We start from the raw sequence: 20645 nt of genomic DNA, 5'->3' as shown, positions 1-20645 counted from the left end.
ATTATTTATTATGAATGTATTTTTCAATCAGAGAATGACCTAAATAGATTAACGGGGTTAGTAAAACAGCAATGCTAAGTTTTACAAAATAGCCTGTAAATGCGGAAGCTATATATGTTTCGGTAGTCATTTTTCCAGTCATCCAAAAAGCAATGCCTAATACGATAAAACTGTCAAATAGTTGCGAAATAACAGTTGATCCTGTACTTCGTAACCAAATCATTTTATTTCCTGTTTTGTTTTTGAAGAAATGGAAAATAGTAACATCAATAAGTTGTGAAACCATAAAAGCAGTGATGCTCCCAACTATTATCCACATACTTTGACCAAAAACGCCATTGAATTGAGCATCAGTAACTAAATTGGCTCCTTTTGCAGCAGGTATTTTTAAGGCAAAGTATAATAATACAAAGCAATATGCGATAAGGCTAGCGGTTATTAGAGATAATTTTTTAACTCCTTTTTCTCCAAAATATTCATTAATCAAATCGGTTGTAACAAATACAATTGGCCAAGGCAAAATACCAATACTCATTAAATATGGACCTACATAAATCAATTTTCCGCCTATTAATTCTGCCACGACTGCATTCGTTATGAATATTCCAGCTAGAATAACATAAACAGTATCTTTTTTGGATTGAAACATATTTTATAATTAGGTTTCCAAATTTAGTATTTTAATTTGAATTTTTGTTTTTATAAAAGGAGTCTAGAGTTTAAAAAAAAATCCCATTCAGTTAAGAATGGGATTTTATATTTGATTTTAAATAGTAAACTATTTAAACAGGTTTAGAATAGATTATCCTAAAGCAGCTCTTTTGAAACCAGTAACGATAAGATCTTTATCTAAAGATTTTACATAAGCAGCAACGCTCATTTTGTTATCTTTAATATAATCTTGGTTTACTAATGTGTTATCTTTAAAGAAACGAGCTAATTTACCTTTAGCGATGTTATCTAACATAGCTTCTGGTTTTCCTTCTTGACGTAAAAGGTCTTTAGCAATTTCGATTTCTTTAGCGATTGTATCAGCATCAACACCATCTTCGTTCAAAGCAATTGGAGCCATAGCTGCAGCTTGCATTGATACGTTTCTTGCTACATCATCAGCACCTGCTACATTAGCAGATAAAGCAGTTAAAGTAGCGATTTTGTTTCCAGCGTGAATGTAAGATCCAATGAAAGCACCTTCTAATCTTTCGAAAGAACCGATTTCAATTTTTTCTCCAATAACTCCAGTTTGCTCAATTAATTTTTCAGCAACAGTGATTCCGTTGAAATCAGCAGCTAAAAATGCTTCTTTGTTATCAAAGTTTAATGCTAAAGCAGCTAAGTCTTGAGCTAATTTTACGAAAGATTCGTTTTTACCTACGAAGTCAGTTTCACAGTTTAATGAGATAACTACACCAGCAGTTTTTTCAGCGTTAACAACAGCGATTACAGCACCTTCAGTAGATTCTCTGTCTGAACGGTTAGCAGCCACTTTTTGTCCTTTTTTACGTAAGTTTTCGATTGCTAAATCAAAATCTCCTTCTGCTTCAACCAAGGCTTTTTTGCAGTCCATCATTCCTGCACCAGTGATTGTTCTTAATTTATTTACGTCTGCAGCAGTAATTGTTGCCATAATTTTTTTGTTTAAAGATTAAAAGATTGAAAAATTCAAGGATTTAATTATTAATTCTAAAATCAATAATTTTTAATCTTTAAATCCTTCAATCTTTAAATTTATTTTATTTATTCTTCAGTTGCTGGAGCAGGAGCTGCTTCAACTTCAACTTCAGCAGCAGGAGCTACTTCAGGAGTTGCTTCACCTTCTTTTTCAGATCCTCTATCAGAAAGACCTTCAACGATTGCAGCAGTAACTAAAGTTAAAATTTTATCAATTGATTTAGAAGCATCATCATTTGCAGGAATTACGTATTCTACTTCACGTGGATCAGAATTTGTATCAACCATTGCAAAAACTGGAATGTTTAATTTTTGAGCTTCTTTTATAGCGATGTGTTCCGCTTTGATATCAACTACGAACAATGCAGCTGGTAGTCTAGACATATCTGCGATTGAACCTAAATTTTTCTCTAATTTAGCACGAAGACGATCAACTTGCAAACGCTCTTTTTTAGAAAGAGTCATGAATGTACCATCTTTCTTCATTTTATCAATAGTAGCCATTTTTTTAACAGCTTTACGGATAGTTACGAAGTTAGTTAGCATTCCACCAGGCCATCTTTCAGTGATGTAAGGCATGTTTGCAGCTTTTGCTTTATCAGCAACGATATCTTTTGCTTGTTTTTTGGTAGCAACGAATAATATTTTTCTACCTGATGCAGCGATTTTTTTCAAAGCTTCATTAGCTTCTTCGATTTTAGCTGCAGTTTTATATAGATTGATAATGTGAATACCATTACGCTCCATATAAATGTAAGGAGCCATGTTTGGATCCCATTTTCTAGTCATGTGTCCAAAGTGAACACCTGCTTCTAGTAATTCTTTTACTTCTATTTTGTTTGCCATTTTTGTACTAGTTTACGTTCTGTTGATTAGCAATGTATTAATGGCGATTTCTCGGCTAAATACATTTAGATGCTAAACTATTTCCTACCTCGGTAGGAGAGCAACAATAACTGTTTTTTTTAAATTCAATAATAAATAAACGATATCTTGTCCCATTTGAACAAGACAGGTACTATTAACGTTTAGAGAATTGGAATCTCTTACGAGCTTTCTTCTGACCGAATTTTTTACGTTCAACCATTCTTGGGTCTCTTGTTAATAAACCTTCTGGTTTCAATATTCCTCTGTTTTCAGCATTTACTTCACACATAACACGTGCTAATGCCATTCTTACAGCTTCTGCTTGACCAGTTGAACCACCTCCGTAAACGTTTACTTTTACGTCAAAGTTGTTTACGTTTTCTGTCATAGACATTGGTTGTAAAACTTTGTACTGTAAAGTTGCAGTTGGAAAGTAAGTTGCGAATTCTTTTTTGTTTACAGTGATTACTCCTGTTCCTTCTGAAACATAAACACGTGCAACAGCGGTTTTTCTTCTACCGATTTTGTGAATAACTCCCATTACTTAAGATCGTTTAGGTTAACAGTTCTAGGTTTTTGAGCTCCTTGTTTGTGCTCAGGTCCTACAACAACATTTAAATTTCTAAAAAGCTCAGCTCCTAATTTGTTTTTAGGTAACATCCCTTTTATTGCTTTCTCTACTAGTAATGCAGGATTTTTTGATTGCAATACTTTAGCAGTTAAAGTTCTTTGTCCTCCAGGGTAACCAGTGTGACGGATGTATGTTTTTTCATCCATTTTGTTACCTGTAAGGTTAATTTTTTCTGAGTTGATAACAATTACGTTATCTCCACAGTCCACGTGTGGCGTATAACTTGGCTTGTACTTACCTCTCAAAATCATAGCGACTTTTGAAGCAAGACGACCTAAGTTATGACCGTCAGCATCTACAACAATCCATTCTTTTGTAGAATTGGCTTTTGTTGTTGAAATTGTCTTGTAGCTTAATGCGTTCACAATAATATATTTTAATTAAACATTCCATCCCCAATAAAGGGGTTGCAAAAGTACAATTAATTATTTTAAATGCAAATACCTTAAAAGATTATTTTTTTTAAGGTTCTAAGCTGATAATCAAATATATATTTAATCTAATATTTAGACTCTTCTTTTTTGAATCACACCTTATATATAGAATTTGAATTTTTGTTTTATTTTTGTAATCAAATAAATTTTGTACCTTACAAGTTTTTATTATAATTGGTTATAAAATCAAATCATTTTCGTGTGTTTTGATAGAAATTATGAATTTGACATTCGTTTTTCTAACCAAAAAAAGACATTAAATACCAACTTATGAAAGCAAAAGCAACTTTAAAACAAATTGCAAAAGAATTAAACGTTTCTGTTTCTACAGTTTCTAAAGCACTTAATGACAGCCCTGAAATTAGCGAACAAACCAAAATAAAAATCAAAGAGTACGCAAAGCTTAAAAATTATAAACCAAATATTATTGGTTTAAACCTTAAGAATAGAAAGACAAAAACCATCGGGGTAATTATTCCTAATATTTTAAATTCCTTTTTTGCCAAAGTATTTAGTGGTATTGAGAAGATAGCTGATAAAAAAGGTTACAATGTAATTATGTGTATTTCTAATGAATCTCTAGAGAAAGAGGCTCATACGCTTGAAATGTTGAGTAATGGAACTATTGATGGATTTATTTTATCTGTTTCTGAAGAAGCTCAAAAACTTCATGAATACAATCATTTCAAAGAAATTATCAATGATGGGACACCTATTGTTATGTTCGATCGAATTGCTGAAGGTGTTGATTGTGATAAAGTAGTAGTAGATGATTTTGATTCTGCTTTGTATTCAACACAACGTTTAATTGATTTAGGATGTAAGAATATTGCTTTGTTCTCTTCTGTTGATAATTTGAGTGTTGGAAAATTAAGAGCGGAAGGATATTTAAAAGCATTAGAAAATAATAAAATTCCAGTAAACCCAAATTTAATTATCCGAACAGATTCAGAGGATGATTTAAAAGATAGAATAGAAGGCGTTTTTGATAACAATAAAATTGACGGAATCTTTGCTCTTGAAGAAAACGATTCAGTTGCTGCATTACGAATTGGATTGAAAAAAGGATATAAAATCCCAGAAGAACTTTCAATTATTGGTTTCGCGGATGGAATACTAGCTTCAAGAAGACTTTCGCCAAGTTTGACTACAGTGAGTCAGCATGGTATTGAAATTGGAGAGGAAGCGGCTAAACTTCTTATTAATAGATTAGAGAAAAAGGAAGAGAATTCAGTTTATGAAACGATAGTGATTAAAACTAAATTAAAAGAACGAGAGACTACTAGAAAATTATAATAAAAAAATCCATTCATTTGAATGGATTTTTTTTTGATTTAAATTAATTTTAATGTGCTTCCAGCCAATTTTTCCCCATTCCAATTTCGACTTCCAATGGAACTTCAAGTTTGAAGGCGTTTTCCATTTCGTGTTTTATCATTGGCTTGATTTTTTCTAATTCAGAGTTGTGAACATCAAACACAAGCTCATCATGCACTTGCAATAGCATTTTTGATTTCCATTTCGAACCGTCGGGATTCGTAGAGGTTAATTTTTTATGAATATTAATCATTGCAATTTTAATAATATCGGCTGCCGAACCTTGAATTGGGGCGTTTACTGCATTTCGTTCAGCACCACCCTTTACTATGTGATTGGCTGAATTAATGTCTTTCAAATAGCGACGACGCCCTAAAACTGTTTGAACATAGCCATGTTCTCTAGCAAAATCAACTTGGTTAGCCATGTACGATTTCAGTTTGGGGTAGGTTGCATAATAAGCCTCAATTAACTCTGCACTTTCTTTTCTTGAAAGTGAAGTTTGATTGGAAAGTCCAAAAGCAGAAACGCCATAGATAATTCCGAAATTCACGGTTTTGGCATTACTACGCTGTTCTTTTGTAACTTCTTCTAACGGAACATTGAATACTTTTGCAGCGGTACTTCTATGAATATCTTCGTTGTTTTGAAACGCTTTTATCATGTTTTCTTCGCCAGATAAAGCAGCGATAATTCGAAGTTCTATTTGAGAATAATCGGCAGAAACTAGGGTGTAATTTTCATCACGAGCAATAAATGCTTTTCTAATCAATCTACCTCGTTCTGTACGAATAGGAATATTTTGCAAGTTCGGATTATTTGAACTCAATCTTCCAGTTGCGGCTACGGTTTGCATGTAATCGGTATGAACGCGTCCAGTTTTTTGATCAACTTGGTTTGGTAATGCATCAATATAAGTACTTTGCAATTTTACCATTTGGCGCCATTCGAGAATATCTTTTACAATTGGATTATCATTTGCTAAATAAGTTAAAATTTCTTCCCCCGTTGCATATTGACCGGTTTTGGTTTTCTTTTGTTTAGCTCCGCCAATTTTCATTTTGTCAAATAAAACGTCGCCTAATTGTTTTGGCGAAGCCAAATTGAATTTCTCGCCAGCGGTTTCATATATTTTTTGTTCTAATTCAGAACTTTCTTTTGCCATTTCAACTGACATTTCTTTTAGAAAAGGCACATCAAGATTAATTCCTTCTAATTCCATTGCTGCCAAAACAGGAATTAACGGAATTTCGATTTCGTCAAATAATTTTTTGGTTTCGGCTTTGTCTAAAATTGGACTGAAATTTTGTTTCAATTGAAACGTAACATCAGCATCTTCGGCAGCGTATTCTTTGATGTCTTCCAAAGCAACTTCACGCATTGATTTTTGATTTTTGCCTTTTTTACCAATTAAGTCTTCAATAGATTTTGGAGAATATTTTAAATAAGTTTCACTTAAAACATCCATATTATGGCGCATATCTGGATTTATTAAATAATGCGCAATCATGGTATCGAATAATTTACCTTTGATTTGAACTCCATAATGAGATAGAATTTTCAAATCGTATTTGATATTCTGACCAATTTTTTCGATGGATTCGCTTTCAAAAAACGGTTTGAATTTATCCACTAAAACTTGAGCTTCTTCTTGATTTTCTGAAAATGGAACATAGAACGCTTCTCCTTTTGCCCAAGAAAATGACATTCCAACTAATTCGGCATTTAAAGCATCAATCCCTGTGGTTTCGGTATCAAAACATACGGAAGTTCGATTCATTAAGTTTTGTAAAAATAATTTTGTGCCCAATTCACCTTGAATAATAGTATAATTATGATTGGTGTTTTCTAAAGTTGCGTAATGAGAATTCGTTTTTATTTCGCCACTTTCTTCATCAGAAAAACCAAATAAATCGAATTGGTCTTCATTGGATTTTTTAACAGGAGCTTTTTTGGCTATTTTTTCATTGTCATTACTATTTTCATTTCCATTGGTGTCAATTTCATCGTACTCTTTTCCAGTTCCAAAAAATTTATCAAACTGAGCTTTCATTTGGCGAAATTCCAATTCGTTGAAAAGTGCATCTGTTTTTTCTACATCAGGAGTTGATAATTCATAATCTGTTTCGTCAAAAACAACTGGGCAGTCTAAAAGAATTGTTGCAAGTGTTTTTGATAACAATCCTTTGTCTTTATTGGCTTCAATGTTTTCTTTCATTTTCCCTTTCAGCTTGTCGGTATTAGCCAAAAGGTTTTCCATAGTGCCAAATTCTTTTAATAACTTTTTTGCTGTAACTTCTCCTACGCCTGGTAATCCAGGAATATTATCAGCAGCGTCACCCATCATTCCTAAAAAGTCAATGACTTGATCAGGTCTTTCTATTTCGAACTTTTCCAATACTTCAGGAATTCCCCAAATCTCTATTCCATTACCCATTCGGGCAGGTTTGTACATAAATATATTTTCGGAAACTAATTGAGCAAAATCTTTATCAGGAGTTACCATAAAGACTTTATAATTTTGTTTCTCAGCTTGTTTTGCAATAGTTCCTATTAAATCATCTGCTTCAAATCCTTTGACTTCAATGATAGGAATGTGCATGGCTTTGAGTAATTCTTGAATGTACGGAATGGCAATTTTTATGGCTTCAGGAGTTGCATCACGATGAGCTTTATATTCAGGAAAAATTTCATTTCGTAAATCACTTCCGCCATTATCAAAAGCAACGGCTAAATGATCTGGTTTTTCTCTTTTGATTACGTCCATCAGCGAATTCATAAATCCCATAATAGCTGATGTGTCCATTCCTTTGGAGTTTATTCTTGGGTTTTTTATAAAAGCATAATAGCCTCGAAAGATTAATGCATAGGCATCGAGTAGAAAAAGACGTTTTTGAGAAGACATATATTTAATTGTGAATTATGAATTTGTAAAAATAAACAATCAGGGTGAAAGTTTACTTTTAGAGTTAAATTTTAATTAATTAAAATCCATTTAGTTCAATTTTGTTGTTATTTTGTGTAAAATATGTATAAAATGGGTTTTAGATTTCTGTTTCTTTTCCTGATTCTTTTAGCGGTTGAATTTTATGCCTTTCAGGCTTTACGAACCTTGATAAAGGTAAAGTCAGTCTTGATAGCATATCAAGTTATCAGTTTGTTTCTGTTGATTTTTATTATTTATTCCTTTATGCAATTTGATCGCTCTGTGGGTCAAACAAAACAAACTATGTTTACTATGGGATTGGTACTTTTAGTGTATATTCCTAAACTAGTATTGACACTTGTTTTACTTGGAGAAGATATTTTTAGAATAGGTGCAGGCTCTCTGAATTTTTTTATTACCAAGAATGAAGATGTTGCATTTTTTGCTTCCAGAAGAAAATTTGTTAGTCAAATAGGTGTTGGATTAGCAGCAGTGCCGTTCTTGTCTTTAATTTATGGAATATTTGAAGGAAGGTATAACTATAAAGTAATCAAGCAGCGTATTTTTTTTCCAGATTTACCAGATGCATTTGATGGATTCAAAATTACTCAAATTTCAGATGTACATAGCGGTAGTTTTGATAATCCAGAGAAAATACAATATGCTATAGATTTAATAAATCAGCAACAAGCGGATATGATTTTATTTACAGGGGATATTGTAAATACTGCTGCAAAAGAAATGCTTCCTTGGATTGAAATGTTTAATAAAATAAAAAATTACGAATTCGGAAAATTCTCTGTTTTAGGAAACCATGATTACGGTGAGTATGTAACCTGGCCTACAGAAGCCGCTAAAGAAGAAAATTTTCAGGATATAAAAAATCTATACGGTCAAATAGGATTTAAATTATTGCTTAATGAACATACTTTTATCGAAAAAGAAGGTTCTAAGATCGCTTTAGTTGGTGTTGAAAATTGGGGCCATAATTTTAAACAAGCAGGTGATTTGAATAAAGCGGCCCAACATTTGAGTAAAGAAGATTTTAAAATTTTAATGTCACATGATCCATCTCATTGGGATTATGAAGTGCAACATCATGAAAAAAACTTTCATTTAACGTTATCAGGTCATACCCATGGAATGCAATTTGGGATAGAAATTCCAGGATATTTCAAATGGAGCTTAGCGCAATATGTGTACAAACAATGGGCAGGTTTATATGAAAATCTTGGTCGTTATGTCTATGTAAATAGAGGATTTGGATATCATGCGTACCCAGGAAGAGTAGGAATTATGCCAGAAATCACAGTCATTGAACTAAAAAAAGGTGCAAATGTGGCTTAATTCGTTAAAAATGCTACATTTGTAAAATAATTATCTCTTTTCAGTAGATTTAGAAAATTAAAATTTTTGCTTTTATGTCAAAATTTGGAGAACTTATAAATGCGCAAGTCCCTGTGTTAATTGATTTTTACACAGAATGGAATGAGTCATCTGTTTCGATGCATCCTGTAATTAGAGATGTAGCTGCCGCTCTTGGTGATAAAGCCAAAGTGATAAAAATAGATGTAGATAAAAATCAGGAATTAGCTGATGCTTTAAGGATTAAAGGACTTCCTACATTGATGATTTATAAAGAAGGGCAGATGATCTGGAGGCAATCTGGTGAATTAGATGCGAATACTATTATAGGATTGGTTCAAGAACAGTTGTAACTTGTTTAGAGCAGCGTAACTATTACTTGAAATAACACAATTGGATTTGATTCAATAAATGATATTAAAAAGGGTTTTATGAATTTTCATAAAACCCTTTTTAATTATAACTTAAAAGGAATAGAAATTTATTTGTTTTTTACTTTAAAAGCAATTACAGGTTTATTGGAGTGATTAACTAAATCTTCGCTAATACTTCCGTTGAAAAAATGAGAAAGTGCAGTTCTATTGTGCGTGCACATAACGATTAAGTCTGCATTTATGCTATTTGAAAAATTAATAACTCCCTTTTCGATATTAGCATCATTATAAATATGTGAGGTGAATTTTTTTAAATCAAAGTTAGCGGCAAAATCACTTATGAATTTTTCGGCAACTAGTGTTGTTTTAAAACTGCTTGGTGTGCAAATCATTACTAAGTTTAAGGTTGAATCAAAAATTTGAGCAAACTTAAGTAGTTTTTTGAAAGGTTTTTTAGCTTCTTTTGAAAAATCAGATGCGAAAACAATATTTTCAGCTTTAAATTCAACGGTGTCTTTTTTAATTACTAAGACAGGAATTTCAGAATGTCGAACTACTTTTTCTGTATTAGAACCAATTAAAATTTCTTCAAATCCGGATAATCCTCGTGAACCCATAATAATTAAGTCGATGTCGTTTTTTTTGCTAAATTCAATAATGCCTTTAAAAGCACTTTCAAATAATACGGATTCATTAACAATAATTCCATTTAAATAGGGGCGCTCTTTGATGCTTTCAAGCATTTCTCGAGCTTTTTCGATAAAAAACATTACTTCAGGGATGCTATTTCCTTCGGTAATTGTGTCGCTCATTTGACTCGGTAATTCTAGCATGTGAAGTAAAAATAATTCACTATTATTTTTCTTGGCAATTTGAGCTGCTGCCTTTAATGCGTTCTCTGCATACGTTGAAAAATCAGTTGGGACTAAAATTCGTTTCATGATTTTTGAAGTTTAAATCGTGGGAAAATCACGATATTTTAATACACCATTAAAGATAAGAAATATTTTATCAGCTATCGATTATTTTAAATAATAAAAAAAACACTATATTTGCACCGTTATTTATTAAAATCTAGATAATGAGGGGACTAAATGTCCCCTCTTTTTATAAAAATATGACATTTAAAGAAAAAGTAAATAAGCTATTGACAGAATGTCTTTTAGAAAAACCAACAGTTTTTCTGATTGACTTAATCATTACAGATGCTTTTAAAATTATTATTACTTTAGACGGAGATAACGGAGTAGTTTTACAAGACTGTATCGATGTGAGCCGCGCAATTGAAAATAATTTGGATAGAGAAGAACAAGATTTCTCTTTAGAAGTTGCATCAGTAGGAGTTGGTTCGCCATTAAAAATGATTAGACAATACAAGAAAAATGTAGGTAGAACCTTGATTGTAAAGACCGCTACAGAAAATATTGAAGCAGAATTAGTGGAAGCTAATGATGATTTTGTAATTTTGTCGTGGCAAGCAAGAGAACCAAAGAAGATAGGAAAAGGTAAAGAAACGGTTCAAAAAAGACTAGAATTACCTTACGCAGATATTAAAGAAGCAATTGTTACAGTAACATTTTAATTAAAGAATTCGCATGGAAAATTTAGCATTAATCGATTCATTCTCAGAGTTTAAAGATGATAAACTTATTGATCGTGTAACGCTTATGGCAATTTTGGAAGATGTATTTAGAAATGCATTGAAGAAAAAATACGGTTCAGATGATAATTTTGATATCATTATAAATCCTGATAAAGGGGATATGGAGATATGGAGAAGAAGAGTAATCGTTGCAGACGAGGATTTGGATTTTGAAAACGAAGAGATTACTTTGACTGAGGCTAGAAAAATTGAACCTGATTTTGAAATTGGAGAAGATGTTTCAGAAGAAGTGAAATTAATAGATTTAGGAAGAAGAGCTATTTTAGCTTTACGCCAAAATTTAATTTCAAAAATTCATGAACACGATAATACAAATCTTTACAAGCAATTTAAAGATATTATTGGTGATATTTATACTGCTGAAGTGCATCATGTGCGTCCTAGAGTTGTTATTTTGGTTGATGACGAAGGAAATGAAATTGTATTGCCAAAAGAAAAACAAATCCCTTCTGATTTTTTCAGAAAAGGAGATAATGTTCGTGGAATCATTGAAAGTGTTGAATTAAAAGGAAATAAACCACAAATTATTATGTCTAGAACTTCTGAGAAGTTTTTAGAAAAATTATTTGAACAAGAAATCCCAGAAGTATTTGACGGATTGATTATGGTTAAAAAAGTGGTTCGAATTCCTGGTGAAAAAGCAAAAGTAGCGGTTGATTCTTATGATGATAGAATTGATCCAGTTGGAGCTTGTGTAGGTATGAAAGGATCACGTATTCATGGAATTGTTCGTGAATTAGGAAACGAAAACATTGACGTTATTAATTATACTAGCAATATTCAATTGTATATTACTAGAGCATTGAGTCCTGCTAAAGTTTCTTCAATTAAAATTAATGAAGAAACAAAAAGAGCTGAAGTGTTTTTGAAATTAGAAGAAGTTTCAAAAGCTATCGGTAGAGGAGGTCACAATATTAAATTAGCAGGTCAATTGACAGGTTATGAGTTAGATGTTATTCGTGAAGGTGATGTAGCAGGAGCTACTGCTGATGAGGATGATGTTGAATTAACTGAGTTCTCTGATGAGATTGAGGATTGGGTTATCGAAGAATTTGCAAAAATTGGATTGGATACTGCAAAAAGTATTTTGAAACATGATGTAGAGGATTTGGTAAGAAGAACAGATTTAGAAGAGGAAACTATTCTAGATGTAATAAGAATACTAAAAGAAGAATTTGATAGTTAATCAAAATTCTTTACAATTAATTCTTGACCTTATTTTTCCTTTTATTATAAAAGGTTAGGTTGAGAAACAACAAAATAAGGTAATAATAAAAAGGTTTTATGTCTGAAGAGAGAGTAATTAGAATAAACAAGGTTTTAAGGGAATTAAATATTTCGTTAGAAAGAGCTGTGGATTATCTAAAAGATAAGGGAATTGCTATTGATGCAAATCCAAACACAAAAATTTCTGATAAGGAATTTAATATCCTACAAAGTCAATTTGCGGGCGACAAGGGGAATAAAGAGGCTTCGAAAGAAGTAGGAGAAGAGAAAAGAAAAGAGAAAGAAGCGTTGCGTGTTGAACGAGAAAAAGAAATTGAAGACAAACGCAAACAAGATGAAGAGCGACAAAAACAACAGGAAGTGATCAAAGCAAGAGCTATTGTATCAGGTCCAGTTCAAGTCGGTAAAATAGATCTTAATCCTAAGAAACCTTCAGTTGTTCCAGGTCCTGCAGCGGTTGAAAAAAATGACCTTCCTAAAGCTATTATTCCATCAGAAGAACCAGTTGTTAAAGAAGTAGTTCAAGAAAAACCTATTTCGGAGAAAAAAGAAATAAAAGAGGTTAAGCCTGTTTTAGGAATAAAAGAAGTTAAAAAGCAAGTTGTTCAGGAAGAAAAATCTGTTGAAAAATCAGAAGAAGCTCCTATAGATGAAACCATCACAACTCAGTATCAAAAATTATCAGGTACTACTTTAACGGGTCAAGTAATTGATTTATCTCAATTTAATAAACCTAAAAAGAAAAAAGAAGAGCCTAAAATTACTCCAAACAAGCCTGGTGTTCCTGGTGCGGCTGGAGCAGCTAATAGTGCTAATAAAAATAAACGTAAAAGGATTGCTCCTAAACCAGGTGCTCCGAGACCACCTGCAACTCCTGGAGTTCCGGGAGCTCCAAATCCAAATAAAATTACGCCTAATGCAGCTGGTGGAGGATTTAATGCAAACCGAAGTGCAAGACCTGGTTTCGTAAAAGGAAACAGACCTGCAATCGTTGCGAAAGTAGAGCCTACAGAAGAAGAAGTTAAAAATCAAATTCGTGAAACTTTAGAAAAACTTCAAGGTAAAGGAGGTAAATCTAAGGCAGCGAAATATAGAAGAGATAAAAGAGATACGCACCGTCAGAAATCTGATGATGAGCAAAGAGCTTTAGATGAAGGAAGTAAAACTATTAAAGTTACTGAATTTGTTACTGTAGGTGAAATCGCTATCATGATGGATGTGCCAATTACTAAAGTTATTGGAACTTGTATGTCACTTGGTATCATGGTTACCATGAATCAACGTTTAGATGCAGAAACATTAACAATTGTTGCTGATGAATTCGGTTATGAAGTAGAGTTTATTACAGTTGATATTGAAGAAGCTATTCAAGTCGTTGAAGATAAAGAAGAAGATTTAGTTTTCAGGGCACCTATTGTTACTGTAATGGGTCACGTCGATCACGGTAAAACATCTTTACTGGATTATATTCGTAAAGAAAATGTAATTGCTGGGGAGTCTGGAGGTATTACACAGCACATTGGAGCTTATGGAGTAACTTTGGATAACGGACAAAAAATTGCATTTTTAGATACACCAGGTCACGAGGCGTTTACTGCAATGCGTGCGCGTGGTGCTCAAGTTACCGATATTGCTATTATTGTAATTGCTGCGGATGATGATATCATGCCACAAACAAAAGAAGCAATTAGTCATGCTCAAGCAGCAGGTGTTCCAATTATTTTTGCAATAAATAAAGTGGATAAACCAAATGCTAATCCTGAAAAAATTAAAGAGAAATTAGCAAGTATGAATTTACTTGTTGAAGATTGGGGTGGAAAAATTCAATCTCATGATATTTCTGCAAAGACAGGTCTTGGAGTTAAAGATTTATTAGAGAAAGTATTGTTAGAAGCGGAGATTTTAGATTTAAAATCTAATCCAAATAAAGCAGCACAAGGTACGGTTGTTGAAGCTTTCCTTGATAAAGGAAAAGGATACGTTTCTACTATATTAGTGCAGCATGGTACTCTTAGAATTGGAGATTATATGTTGGCAGGTAAACATCATGGTAAAATTAAAGCCATGCATGATGAAAGAGGTCATGTGGTTACAGAAGCAGGACCATCTACACCAGTATCTGTTTTAGGTTTAGACGGAGCTGCTACGGCAGGTGATAAGTTTAATATTTTTGAAGATGAAAAAGAAGCAAAACAAATTGCCTCTAAACGTTCTCAATTGATGCGTGAACAATCGGTTCGTACACAACGTCATATTACACTTGATGAAATTGGACGTCGTATTGCTCTTGGTCAGTTTAAAGAACTTAATGTTATCCTTAAAGGAGACGTTGATGGATCTGTTGAAGCGTTGTCTGACTCGTTCTCTAAATTATCTACTGAAGAAATACAAATTAATATTATACATAAAGGAGTTGGAGCAATTACAGAGACTGATGTTATGTTAGCTTCTGCTTCAGATGCAATTATTATTGGATTTAATGTTCGTCCTGCTGGAAATGCAAGACAGCTTGCTGATAAAGAAGAAATCGATATCCGTTATTACTCTATTATCTATGCAGCTATCGATGACTTGAAAGATGCGATGGAAGGAATGTTAGCTCCAGAAATGAAAGAAGAAATTCTAGGTACAGCTGAAATTAGAGAGATATTCAAAATCTCTAAAGTTGGTTCTATTGCAGGATGTATGGTAATGGATGGAAAAATTGCAAGAAACTCTAAAATCAGAATTATTAGAGATGGTGTAGTTGTATTCAGTGGAGAGCTTTTAGCGCTTAAACGTTTTAAAGATGATGTTAAAGAAGTTGCTAAAGGGTATGATTGTGGTATTCAAATTAAAAACTACAATGATATTGAAGAAAGAGATGTTATTGAGGCTTACCATGAAGTAGCTATCAAAAAGAAATTGAAATAATATAAATTTTTATAGATCTTTTGAAAATCCCGATGTAAATCGGGATTTTTTTATTTTATATAGATAACAACAGGTATTACAATTTGTATAATTTAATCTTCAATCAGTTTAATAGTCTACCTATAAATTAGTGTGTATTTTTTAATCTAATTTAGTGGGGATTTAAGTCGAAATCTAAAACAAAAAAAACCCACTCATTTAGAGTGGGTTTTTTAGCTATTGTAATATCAAACTATTATTTGAAGTCTATTTGTTGGGCTTTATTAAAAGCACATTTTTATATCTTTTTTTGATGATAAACAGGTTTTTTTCGGCTTCGATTCTTGTTTTAAAATTACCTACCCATACTTTATAATTTGGGGTGTTAAAAACGATAGTTCCATCCAAATTATCAAATTCTTGTTTAAATTCAATTAATGTTTTTTTTGCTTTTTCGCTCTCTCCACTAAAAATTTGAATTCTATAACGATCGTTTAGAGTCAATGAAGCATTTATTTTTCTCTTTTCATTGAGTAATTGTTCGAATTTTGGGTCTTGATTTACCGTAATAACTCTATCTTGAGCATGTAATGCATACGTTGATGAACCTATAGCAATGGTGTAAAAAATGTATTTTTTAATCGTTAAAATTCTCATAATGTGATGTTTTTTACGCAAAAATAATATTTAAAGGATGAAAGCGGGTTAAAAAAATTATTTAGAATTAATATAAATTGAATTTAAGACTATTTTAAGGTTTTGAGAATAGTTCTTAAGTCGTATTTTTGTCCAAGTTTAAAAATAATGTATTCGTTTTTTCTCAAAATGTTTATAGAAAAAACCGTACCAATTTTAGTAGATAATCATTATACTATATGAAAAAGGTGGGTAACCATAATTCGATGTCAAGGAAATTATATTTTAGCTTAGCTCTAATGCTAATTTTCTCATTATCTTCATTTGCTCAAGATGCTGCGCCTGCAGCTGCAACTGGTGGAGATCCTGCAAAAGGTAAAGAGCTGTTTAATGCAAATTGCGCGGCATGTCATAAATTAGATGCAAAAGCTACGGGTCCTGCCCTTAGAGGAATTGCAGGTAAATATGAAATGTCATGGATTTACAAATGGGTTCATAACAGTTCTGATTTGATTAAATCAGGAGATGCTGCTGCGGTGAAAGTTTTTGAAGAAAATAATAAAATTTCAATGACTGCTTTTCCTCAATTAGCAGAGGGAGATATTGATAATATCATTGCTTATACATCAACCCCTAAAGAGGAAGCTCCTGCAGCTGCTGCTGGTGCTGCTGTTCCTGGTGCTCCTGCTCCGGAATCGGGATTATCAAATAATATTGTTTTAGGTGCTTTAAGTCTTGTGATGGCTATGCTTGTTGTGATGTTGTTTTTGGTAAACAATGTTTTAAGAAAAGTAGCTAAAGCAAACAACATTGAAGTGGCTCCAAAAGAACCAACATTACCTATTTGGAAAGCATTTGCTAGAAATCAATTTTTGGTTTTGGTTACTGCTATACTATTATTGTTGTCGGGTGCTTATTTTGTATACGGGTTTTTAATGCAAGTTGGTGTGGATCAAAATTATGAGCCTATACAGCCAATACATTATTCTCACAGAATACATGCTGGTGATAATGAAATCAACTGTAAGTATTGTCACTCTGCTGCAAGAGTTAGTAAAAATGCGGGTATACCTTCTTTGAATGTATGTATGAACTGTCATAAAAATATTGCTGAAGTAGCTGAGTCTACTGCTACTCCTGAGTATAGCAAAGCATTTTATGATGAGCAAATTCAAAAGCTTTATACTGCTGTTGGGTGGGATAAAACTACGCAATCCTATACTGGAAAAACACAACCTGTTAAATGGGTTCGTATTCATAACTTACCTGACTTTGTTTACTTTAACCACTCACAACACGTAACTGTTGCTGGTGTTGAATGTCAAACTTGTCACGGACCAGTTCAGGAGTATGAAATTCAAAAACAATTCGCTCCTTTAACTATGGGATGGTGTATAGATTGCCATAGAAAAACTGACGTTAAAATGGAGGGTAATGAATATTACACTAAAATCCATGAGCAACTTTCTAAAAAATATGGTGTAGACAAATTGACTGCTGCACAAATGGGAGGTTTGGAATGTGGTAAATGTCACTATTAATCAAATTATTAAGATTTTAATATTTATATATGTCATCAAACAAAAAATACTGGAAAAGTGTTGAAGAACTAGACGGAAATAGTTCTATTGTTGAGGCGCTTAAAAATAACGAATTTGTTGAAGAAATTCCTACGGATGAATTCTTAGGTAATAATGATGCATTGTCATCTTCTTCTACAACACGTCGTGATTTTTTAAAGTACGTTGGATTTAGTACTGCGGCAGCTACACTTGCAGCTTGCGAAGGACCTGTTCATAAGTCTATACCTTACGTATTGCAACCAGAACAAATTATTCCTGGTGTTGCCGACTATTATGCAACGTCTGTTTTTGACGGTTTTGATTTTGCGAATATTTTAGTTAAAACTCGTGAAGGGCGTCCTATTAAAATAGATAATAATACTATTGCTGGAGCAAAATTTGCTGCAAATGCTAGAATTCATGCATCTATTTTGTCTTTATACGATAGTATGCGTCTTAAAGAACCAAAAATTGCAGGTAAAAAAGCATCTTGGTCTGAGGTGAATTCAAAATTAGCTTCTAGTTTAGTAGATGCTAAAGCAAAAGGCGGTCAGGTTGTATTATTGACAAATACATTAGCAAGTCCATCAACTGAAAAGTTAATTGCTGATTTTATTGCTAAAAATCCAAACGCTAAGCATGTAGTTTATGATGCTGTTTCTTCATCAGAAGCACTTGATGCATTTGAAGCTGTATACGGTGAAAGAGCTTTAGTTGATTATGATTTTTCAAAAGCTTCTCTTATAGTATCTGTAGGTGCAGATTTTCTTGGAGACTGGCAAGGTGGAGGATACGATTCAGGTTACGCTAAAGGAAGAATTCCTCAAAGTGGTAAAATGTCTAGACATTTCCAATTAGAGGCAAACATGACTTTATCTGGTGCTGCTGCTGATAAGCGTTTACCAATGTCAACGGCTAATCAAAAACAAGCATTAGTTCAAATATATAATATAGTAACAGGTTCTGCTGTTTCTGTAAATTTAGATGATAAATTTAAAGCTGAAGTAACTAAAGCGGCTCAACAATTAAAAGCTGCTGGTTCTAAAGGTGTTTTAGTTTCTGGAATTCAGGATAAAAATGCTCAATTGTTAGTTTTAGCTATCAACCAAGCGTTAGCTAGTGAGGCTTTTACTACTTCAGGTTCAAGACAAATTAGAAAAGGATCTAATCAAAAAGTTGCTCAATTAATTAATGAGATGAAGGCTGGTAGTGTTCATACTTTAATTATGAGTGGTGTTAATCCAGTTTATACTTTAGCTGATAGTGCTTCATTTGTAGAAGGACTTAAAAAAGTAAATACTTCAGTTGCTTTTTCTTTGAAAGAAGATGAAACTGCTTTAGTTTCTACTGTAGCAGCTGCTGTTCCTCATTATTTAGAATCATGGAATGATATTAGTTTGACTAAAGGGACTTACTCTTTAACTCAGCCAACTATTCGTCCATTATTTGATACAAAACAATTTCAAGACGTTTTATTATCATTAAACGGTATTCCTGGAACATATTACGATTATATCAAAGCAACTGCTTCAACAATAATTGCAGGTTCTTCTTGGAATAAAGTTTTACATGATGGTGTATATGTAGGTGTAATTCCATCGGCATCTGCAGCTTCTGCTGATTACACTGCTGCTGCAAATGTATTGGCACAATCAAAATCTGCTGAAGGTTTTGAACTTGTTCTTTACACTAAAACAGGTATGGGTGATGGTCAACAAGCTAATAATCCATGGTTGCAAGAGTTTCCAGATCCAATTACAAGAGTATCTTGGGATAATTATGTAACTGTTTCTAATGCTGATGCAAAAGCATTAGGTCTTTCTAATGAAATTGTAGCTAATGGTGGTTTGAACGGAAGTTATGCTTCTATTACAACTGCTGACGGTGTTAAATTAGAGAATGTTCCTGTAATTGTTCAACCAGGTCAAGCTGTTGGAACTGTAGGTTTGTCTCTTGGTTATGGTCGTAAAGCTGCTTTGAAAGAAGAAATGATGGTAGGTTTAAATGCTTACTCTTTATATAAAGGTTTTAATGATGTACAATCTATAACATTAGTTAAAGCTGATGGAGAACATGAATTTGCTTGTGTTCAAGGTCAGAAAACATTGATGGGTAGAGGTGATATTATCAAAGAAACTTCTCTTGAGATATTCAACACGAAAGATGCTAAAGAATGGAATAAAGTTCCTATGGTTTCTTTAGATCACAAAGAGGTTGAAGCTACAAAAGTAGATTTATGGGATTCATTTGATCGTTCTGTTGGACATCATTTTAATCTATCTATCGATTTAAATGCTTGTACAGGTTGTGGAGCTTGTGTTATTGCTTGCCACGCTGAAAACAATGTGCCTGTTGTGGGTAAATCTGAAGTAAGAAGAAGCCGTGATATGCACTGGTTGCGTATTGACAGATATTATTCTTCTGAAAGTACTTTTGAAGGAGATAACGAAAGAAAAGAAAATATTGCTGGTTTGTCAAGTTCTTTGTCTACATTTAATGAAATGGAAAAAGCAGGAGATAATCCTCAAGTTTCTTTCCAACCAGTTATGTGTCAACATTGTAATCACGCACCATGTGAAACTGTTTGTCCTGTAGCTGCAACATCTCACAGCCGTCAAGGTCAAAATAATATGGCTTACAATAGATGTGTTGGTACTCGTTACTGTGCTAATAACTGTCCTTATAAAGTACGTCGTTTCAACTGGTTCTTGTATAGCAAAAACAGTGAATTTGATTATCATATGAATGATGATTTAGGTCGTATGGTATTAAATCCAGATGTAAATGTTCGTTCTCGTGGAGTTATGGAAAAATGTTCTATGTGTATCCAAATGACACAAGCTACAATTCTAAAAGCAAAAAGAGAAGGTAGAGCAATTGTTGATGGTGAATTCCAAACAGCATGTTCAAGTGCTTGTTCTAACGGAGCAATGGTATTTGGAGATGTTAATGATGCAGATGCAAAAGTTGCTAAATTAGCTGCTGATGATAGAATGTATCATTTATTAGAGCATGTTGGAACAAAACCTAATGTGATTTATCACGTTAAAGTTAGAAATACATAGTACAAAAAAATAATT

The 20645-nt window shown here is 32.9% G+C and carries 16 protein-coding genes; 8 read left to right on the top strand and 8 right to left on the bottom strand.

Features of this window, described 5'->3' with window-relative positions; all coding sequences use genetic code 11:
• Position 1: 1 nt before the first annotated feature.
• The 5 genes from C8C88_RS04435 to rplM all read right to left on the bottom strand — a co-directional run bounded on the left by C8C88_RS04435 (position 2) and on the right by rplM (position 3534).
• Positions 2-649, bottom strand: a complete 648-nt coding sequence (locus tag C8C88_RS04435) for a queuosine precursor transporter (RefSeq protein ID WP_121336957.1) — start codon at positions 647-649, stop codon at positions 2-4.
• A gap of 153 nt (positions 650-802) precedes the next feature.
• Positions 803-1627, bottom strand: coding sequence for a translation elongation factor Ts (tsf, locus tag C8C88_RS04430; protein ID WP_121336956.1), 825 nt, complete (start codon positions 1625-1627; stop codon positions 803-805).
• 110 nt (positions 1628-1737) lie between these two features.
• The gene (gene rpsB / locus C8C88_RS04425; protein ID WP_121336955.1) at positions 1738-2517 is read right to left on the bottom strand and encodes a 30S ribosomal protein S2; all 780 of its coding nucleotides are present in this window, start codon (positions 2515-2517) and stop codon (positions 1738-1740) included.
• Positions 2518-2692: 175 nt separating this feature from the next.
• A complete protein-coding gene (rpsI, locus tag C8C88_RS04420) occupies positions 2693-3079 on the bottom strand; it encodes a 30S ribosomal protein S9 (protein ID WP_073367165.1) in 387 nt (128 codons plus the stop codon).
• Positions 3079-3534, bottom strand: a complete 456-nt coding sequence (rplM, locus tag C8C88_RS04415) for a 50S ribosomal protein L13 (RefSeq protein ID WP_121336954.1) — start codon at positions 3532-3534, stop codon at positions 3079-3081. Before rplM ends, rpsI begins: the two co-directional genes overlap by 1 nt.
• A 339-nt stretch (positions 3535-3873) precedes the next feature.
• On the opposite strand from rplM, the gene C8C88_RS04410 reads away from it, so the two are divergent.
• Complete coding sequence (locus C8C88_RS04410) at positions 3874-4899, top strand: LacI family DNA-binding transcriptional regulator (protein ID WP_121336953.1); 1026 nt, start codon at positions 3874-3876, stop codon at positions 4897-4899.
• Between the two features lie 49 nt (positions 4900-4948).
• Here the strand turns inward: C8C88_RS04410 and polA are convergent, their stop codons facing one another.
• Positions 4949-7825: a DNA polymerase I gene (gene polA, locus C8C88_RS04405; RefSeq protein WP_121336952.1), complete on the bottom strand. Its 2877-nt coding sequence runs from the start codon at positions 7823-7825 to the stop codon at positions 4949-4951.
• A gap of 132 nt (positions 7826-7957) precedes the next feature.
• Here polA and C8C88_RS04400 point away from each other — a divergent pair, with 132 nt between their 5' ends.
• Complete coding sequence (locus C8C88_RS04400; RefSeq protein WP_121336951.1) at positions 7958-9193, top strand: metallophosphoesterase; 1236 nt, start codon at positions 7958-7960, stop codon at positions 9191-9193.
• 74 nt (positions 9194-9267) lie between these two features.
• Positions 9268-9564, top strand: coding sequence for a co-chaperone YbbN (locus C8C88_RS04395; protein WP_121336950.1), 297 nt, complete (start codon positions 9268-9270; stop codon positions 9562-9564).
• 128 nt (positions 9565-9692) lie between these two features.
• On the opposite strand, the gene C8C88_RS04390 is transcribed toward C8C88_RS04395, so the two are convergent.
• Positions 9693-10526: a universal stress protein gene (locus tag C8C88_RS04390; RefSeq protein ID WP_121336949.1), complete on the bottom strand. Its 834-nt coding sequence runs from the start codon at positions 10524-10526 to the stop codon at positions 9693-9695.
• Between the two features lie 176 nt (positions 10527-10702).
• On the opposite strand from C8C88_RS04390, the gene rimP reads away from it, so the two are divergent.
• The 3 genes from rimP (at position 10703) to infB (ending at position 15388) form a co-directional block, all read left to right on the top strand.
• On the top strand, positions 10703-11167 hold the full coding sequence (rimP, locus tag C8C88_RS04385) for a ribosome assembly cofactor RimP (protein WP_199711392.1): 465 nt from the start codon (positions 10703-10705) through the stop codon (positions 11165-11167).
• Between the two features lie 13 nt (positions 11168-11180).
• Complete coding sequence (nusA, locus tag C8C88_RS04380; protein WP_121336947.1) at positions 11181-12434, top strand: transcription termination factor NusA; 1254 nt, start codon at positions 11181-11183, stop codon at positions 12432-12434.
• Between the two features lie 98 nt (positions 12435-12532).
• Positions 12533-15388 carry a translation initiation factor IF-2 gene (gene infB / locus C8C88_RS04375; protein WP_121336946.1) on the top strand — a complete coding sequence of 952 codons (2856 nt, stop codon included), beginning with the start codon at positions 12533-12535 and terminating at the stop codon, positions 15386-15388.
• Between the two features lie 246 nt (positions 15389-15634).
• On the opposite strand, the gene C8C88_RS04370 is transcribed toward infB, so the two are convergent.
• Positions 15635-16024 (bottom strand): SPOR domain-containing protein, encoded by a 390-nt coding sequence (locus C8C88_RS04370; RefSeq protein WP_121336945.1) that lies wholly within the window; start codon positions 16022-16024, stop codon positions 15635-15637.
• Between the two features lie 218 nt (positions 16025-16242).
• On the opposite strand from C8C88_RS04370, the gene C8C88_RS04365 reads away from it, so the two are divergent.
• Together C8C88_RS04365 and C8C88_RS04360 are read left to right on the top strand one after the other, a co-directional pair.
• Positions 16243-17544 (top strand): cytochrome c3 family protein, encoded by a 1302-nt coding sequence (locus C8C88_RS04365; RefSeq protein WP_121336944.1) that lies wholly within the window; start codon positions 16243-16245, stop codon positions 17542-17544.
• A 29-nt stretch (positions 17545-17573) separates the two neighbouring features.
• Entirely contained in the window at positions 17574-20630 is a 3057-nt protein-coding gene (locus C8C88_RS04360) for a TAT-variant-translocated molybdopterin oxidoreductase (protein WP_121336943.1), read from the top strand.
• The last annotated feature ends 15 nt before the right edge of the window (positions 20631-20645 follow it).

Source organism: Flavobacterium sp. 123 (assembly GCF_003634825.1).
GTDB lineage: Bacteria > Bacteroidota > Bacteroidia > Flavobacteriales > Flavobacteriaceae > Flavobacterium.
This window is presented reverse-complemented; position numbering and strand designations above follow the sequence as displayed.

Bases quoted from the DNA above. Each gene is read 5' to 3' on its own strand.
- nusA (WP_121336947.1), top strand. From the start codon at position 11,181: ATGGAAAATTTAGCATTAATCGATTCATTCTCAGAGTTTAAAGATGAT.
- infB (WP_121336946.1), top strand. From the start codon at position 12,533: ATGTCTGAAGAGAGAGTAATTAGAATAAACAAGGTTTTAAGGGAATTA.
- C8C88_RS04435 (WP_121336957.1), bottom strand. From the start codon at position 649: ATGTTTCAATCCAAAAAAGATACTGTTTATGTTATTCTAGCTGGAATA.
- C8C88_RS04360 (WP_121336943.1), top strand. From the start codon at position 17,574: ATGTCATCAAACAAAAAATACTGGAAAAGTGTTGAAGAACTAGACGGA.
- polA (WP_121336952.1), bottom strand. From the start codon at position 7,825: ATGTCTTCTCAAAAACGTCTTTTTCTACTCGATGCCTATGCATTAATC.
- rpsB (WP_121336955.1), bottom strand. From the start codon at position 2,517: ATGGCAAACAAAATAGAAGTAAAAGAATTACTAGAAGCAGGTGTTCAC.
- C8C88_RS04370 (WP_121336945.1), bottom strand. From the start codon at position 16,024: ATGAGAATTTTAACGATTAAAAAATACATTTTTTACACCATTGCTATA.
- rpsI (WP_073367165.1), bottom strand. From the start codon at position 3,079: ATGGGAGTTATTCACAAAATCGGTAGAAGAAAAACCGCTGTTGCACGT.
- tsf (WP_121336956.1), bottom strand. From the start codon at position 1,627: ATGGCAACAATTACTGCTGCAGACGTAAATAAATTAAGAACAATCACT.
- C8C88_RS04390 (WP_121336949.1), bottom strand. From the start codon at position 10,526: ATGAAACGAATTTTAGTCCCAACTGATTTTTCAACGTATGCAGAGAAC.
- C8C88_RS04395 (WP_121336950.1), top strand. From the start codon at position 9,268: ATGTCAAAATTTGGAGAACTTATAAATGCGCAAGTCCCTGTGTTAATT.
- C8C88_RS04365 (WP_121336944.1), top strand. From the start codon at position 16,243: ATGAAAAAGGTGGGTAACCATAATTCGATGTCAAGGAAATTATATTTT.
- C8C88_RS04410 (WP_121336953.1), top strand. From the start codon at position 3,874: ATGAAAGCAAAAGCAACTTTAAAACAAATTGCAAAAGAATTAAACGTT.
- C8C88_RS04400 (WP_121336951.1), top strand. From the start codon at position 7,958: ATGGGTTTTAGATTTCTGTTTCTTTTCCTGATTCTTTTAGCGGTTGAA.
- rimP (WP_199711392.1), top strand. From the start codon at position 10,703: ATGACATTTAAAGAAAAAGTAAATAAGCTATTGACAGAATGTCTTTTA.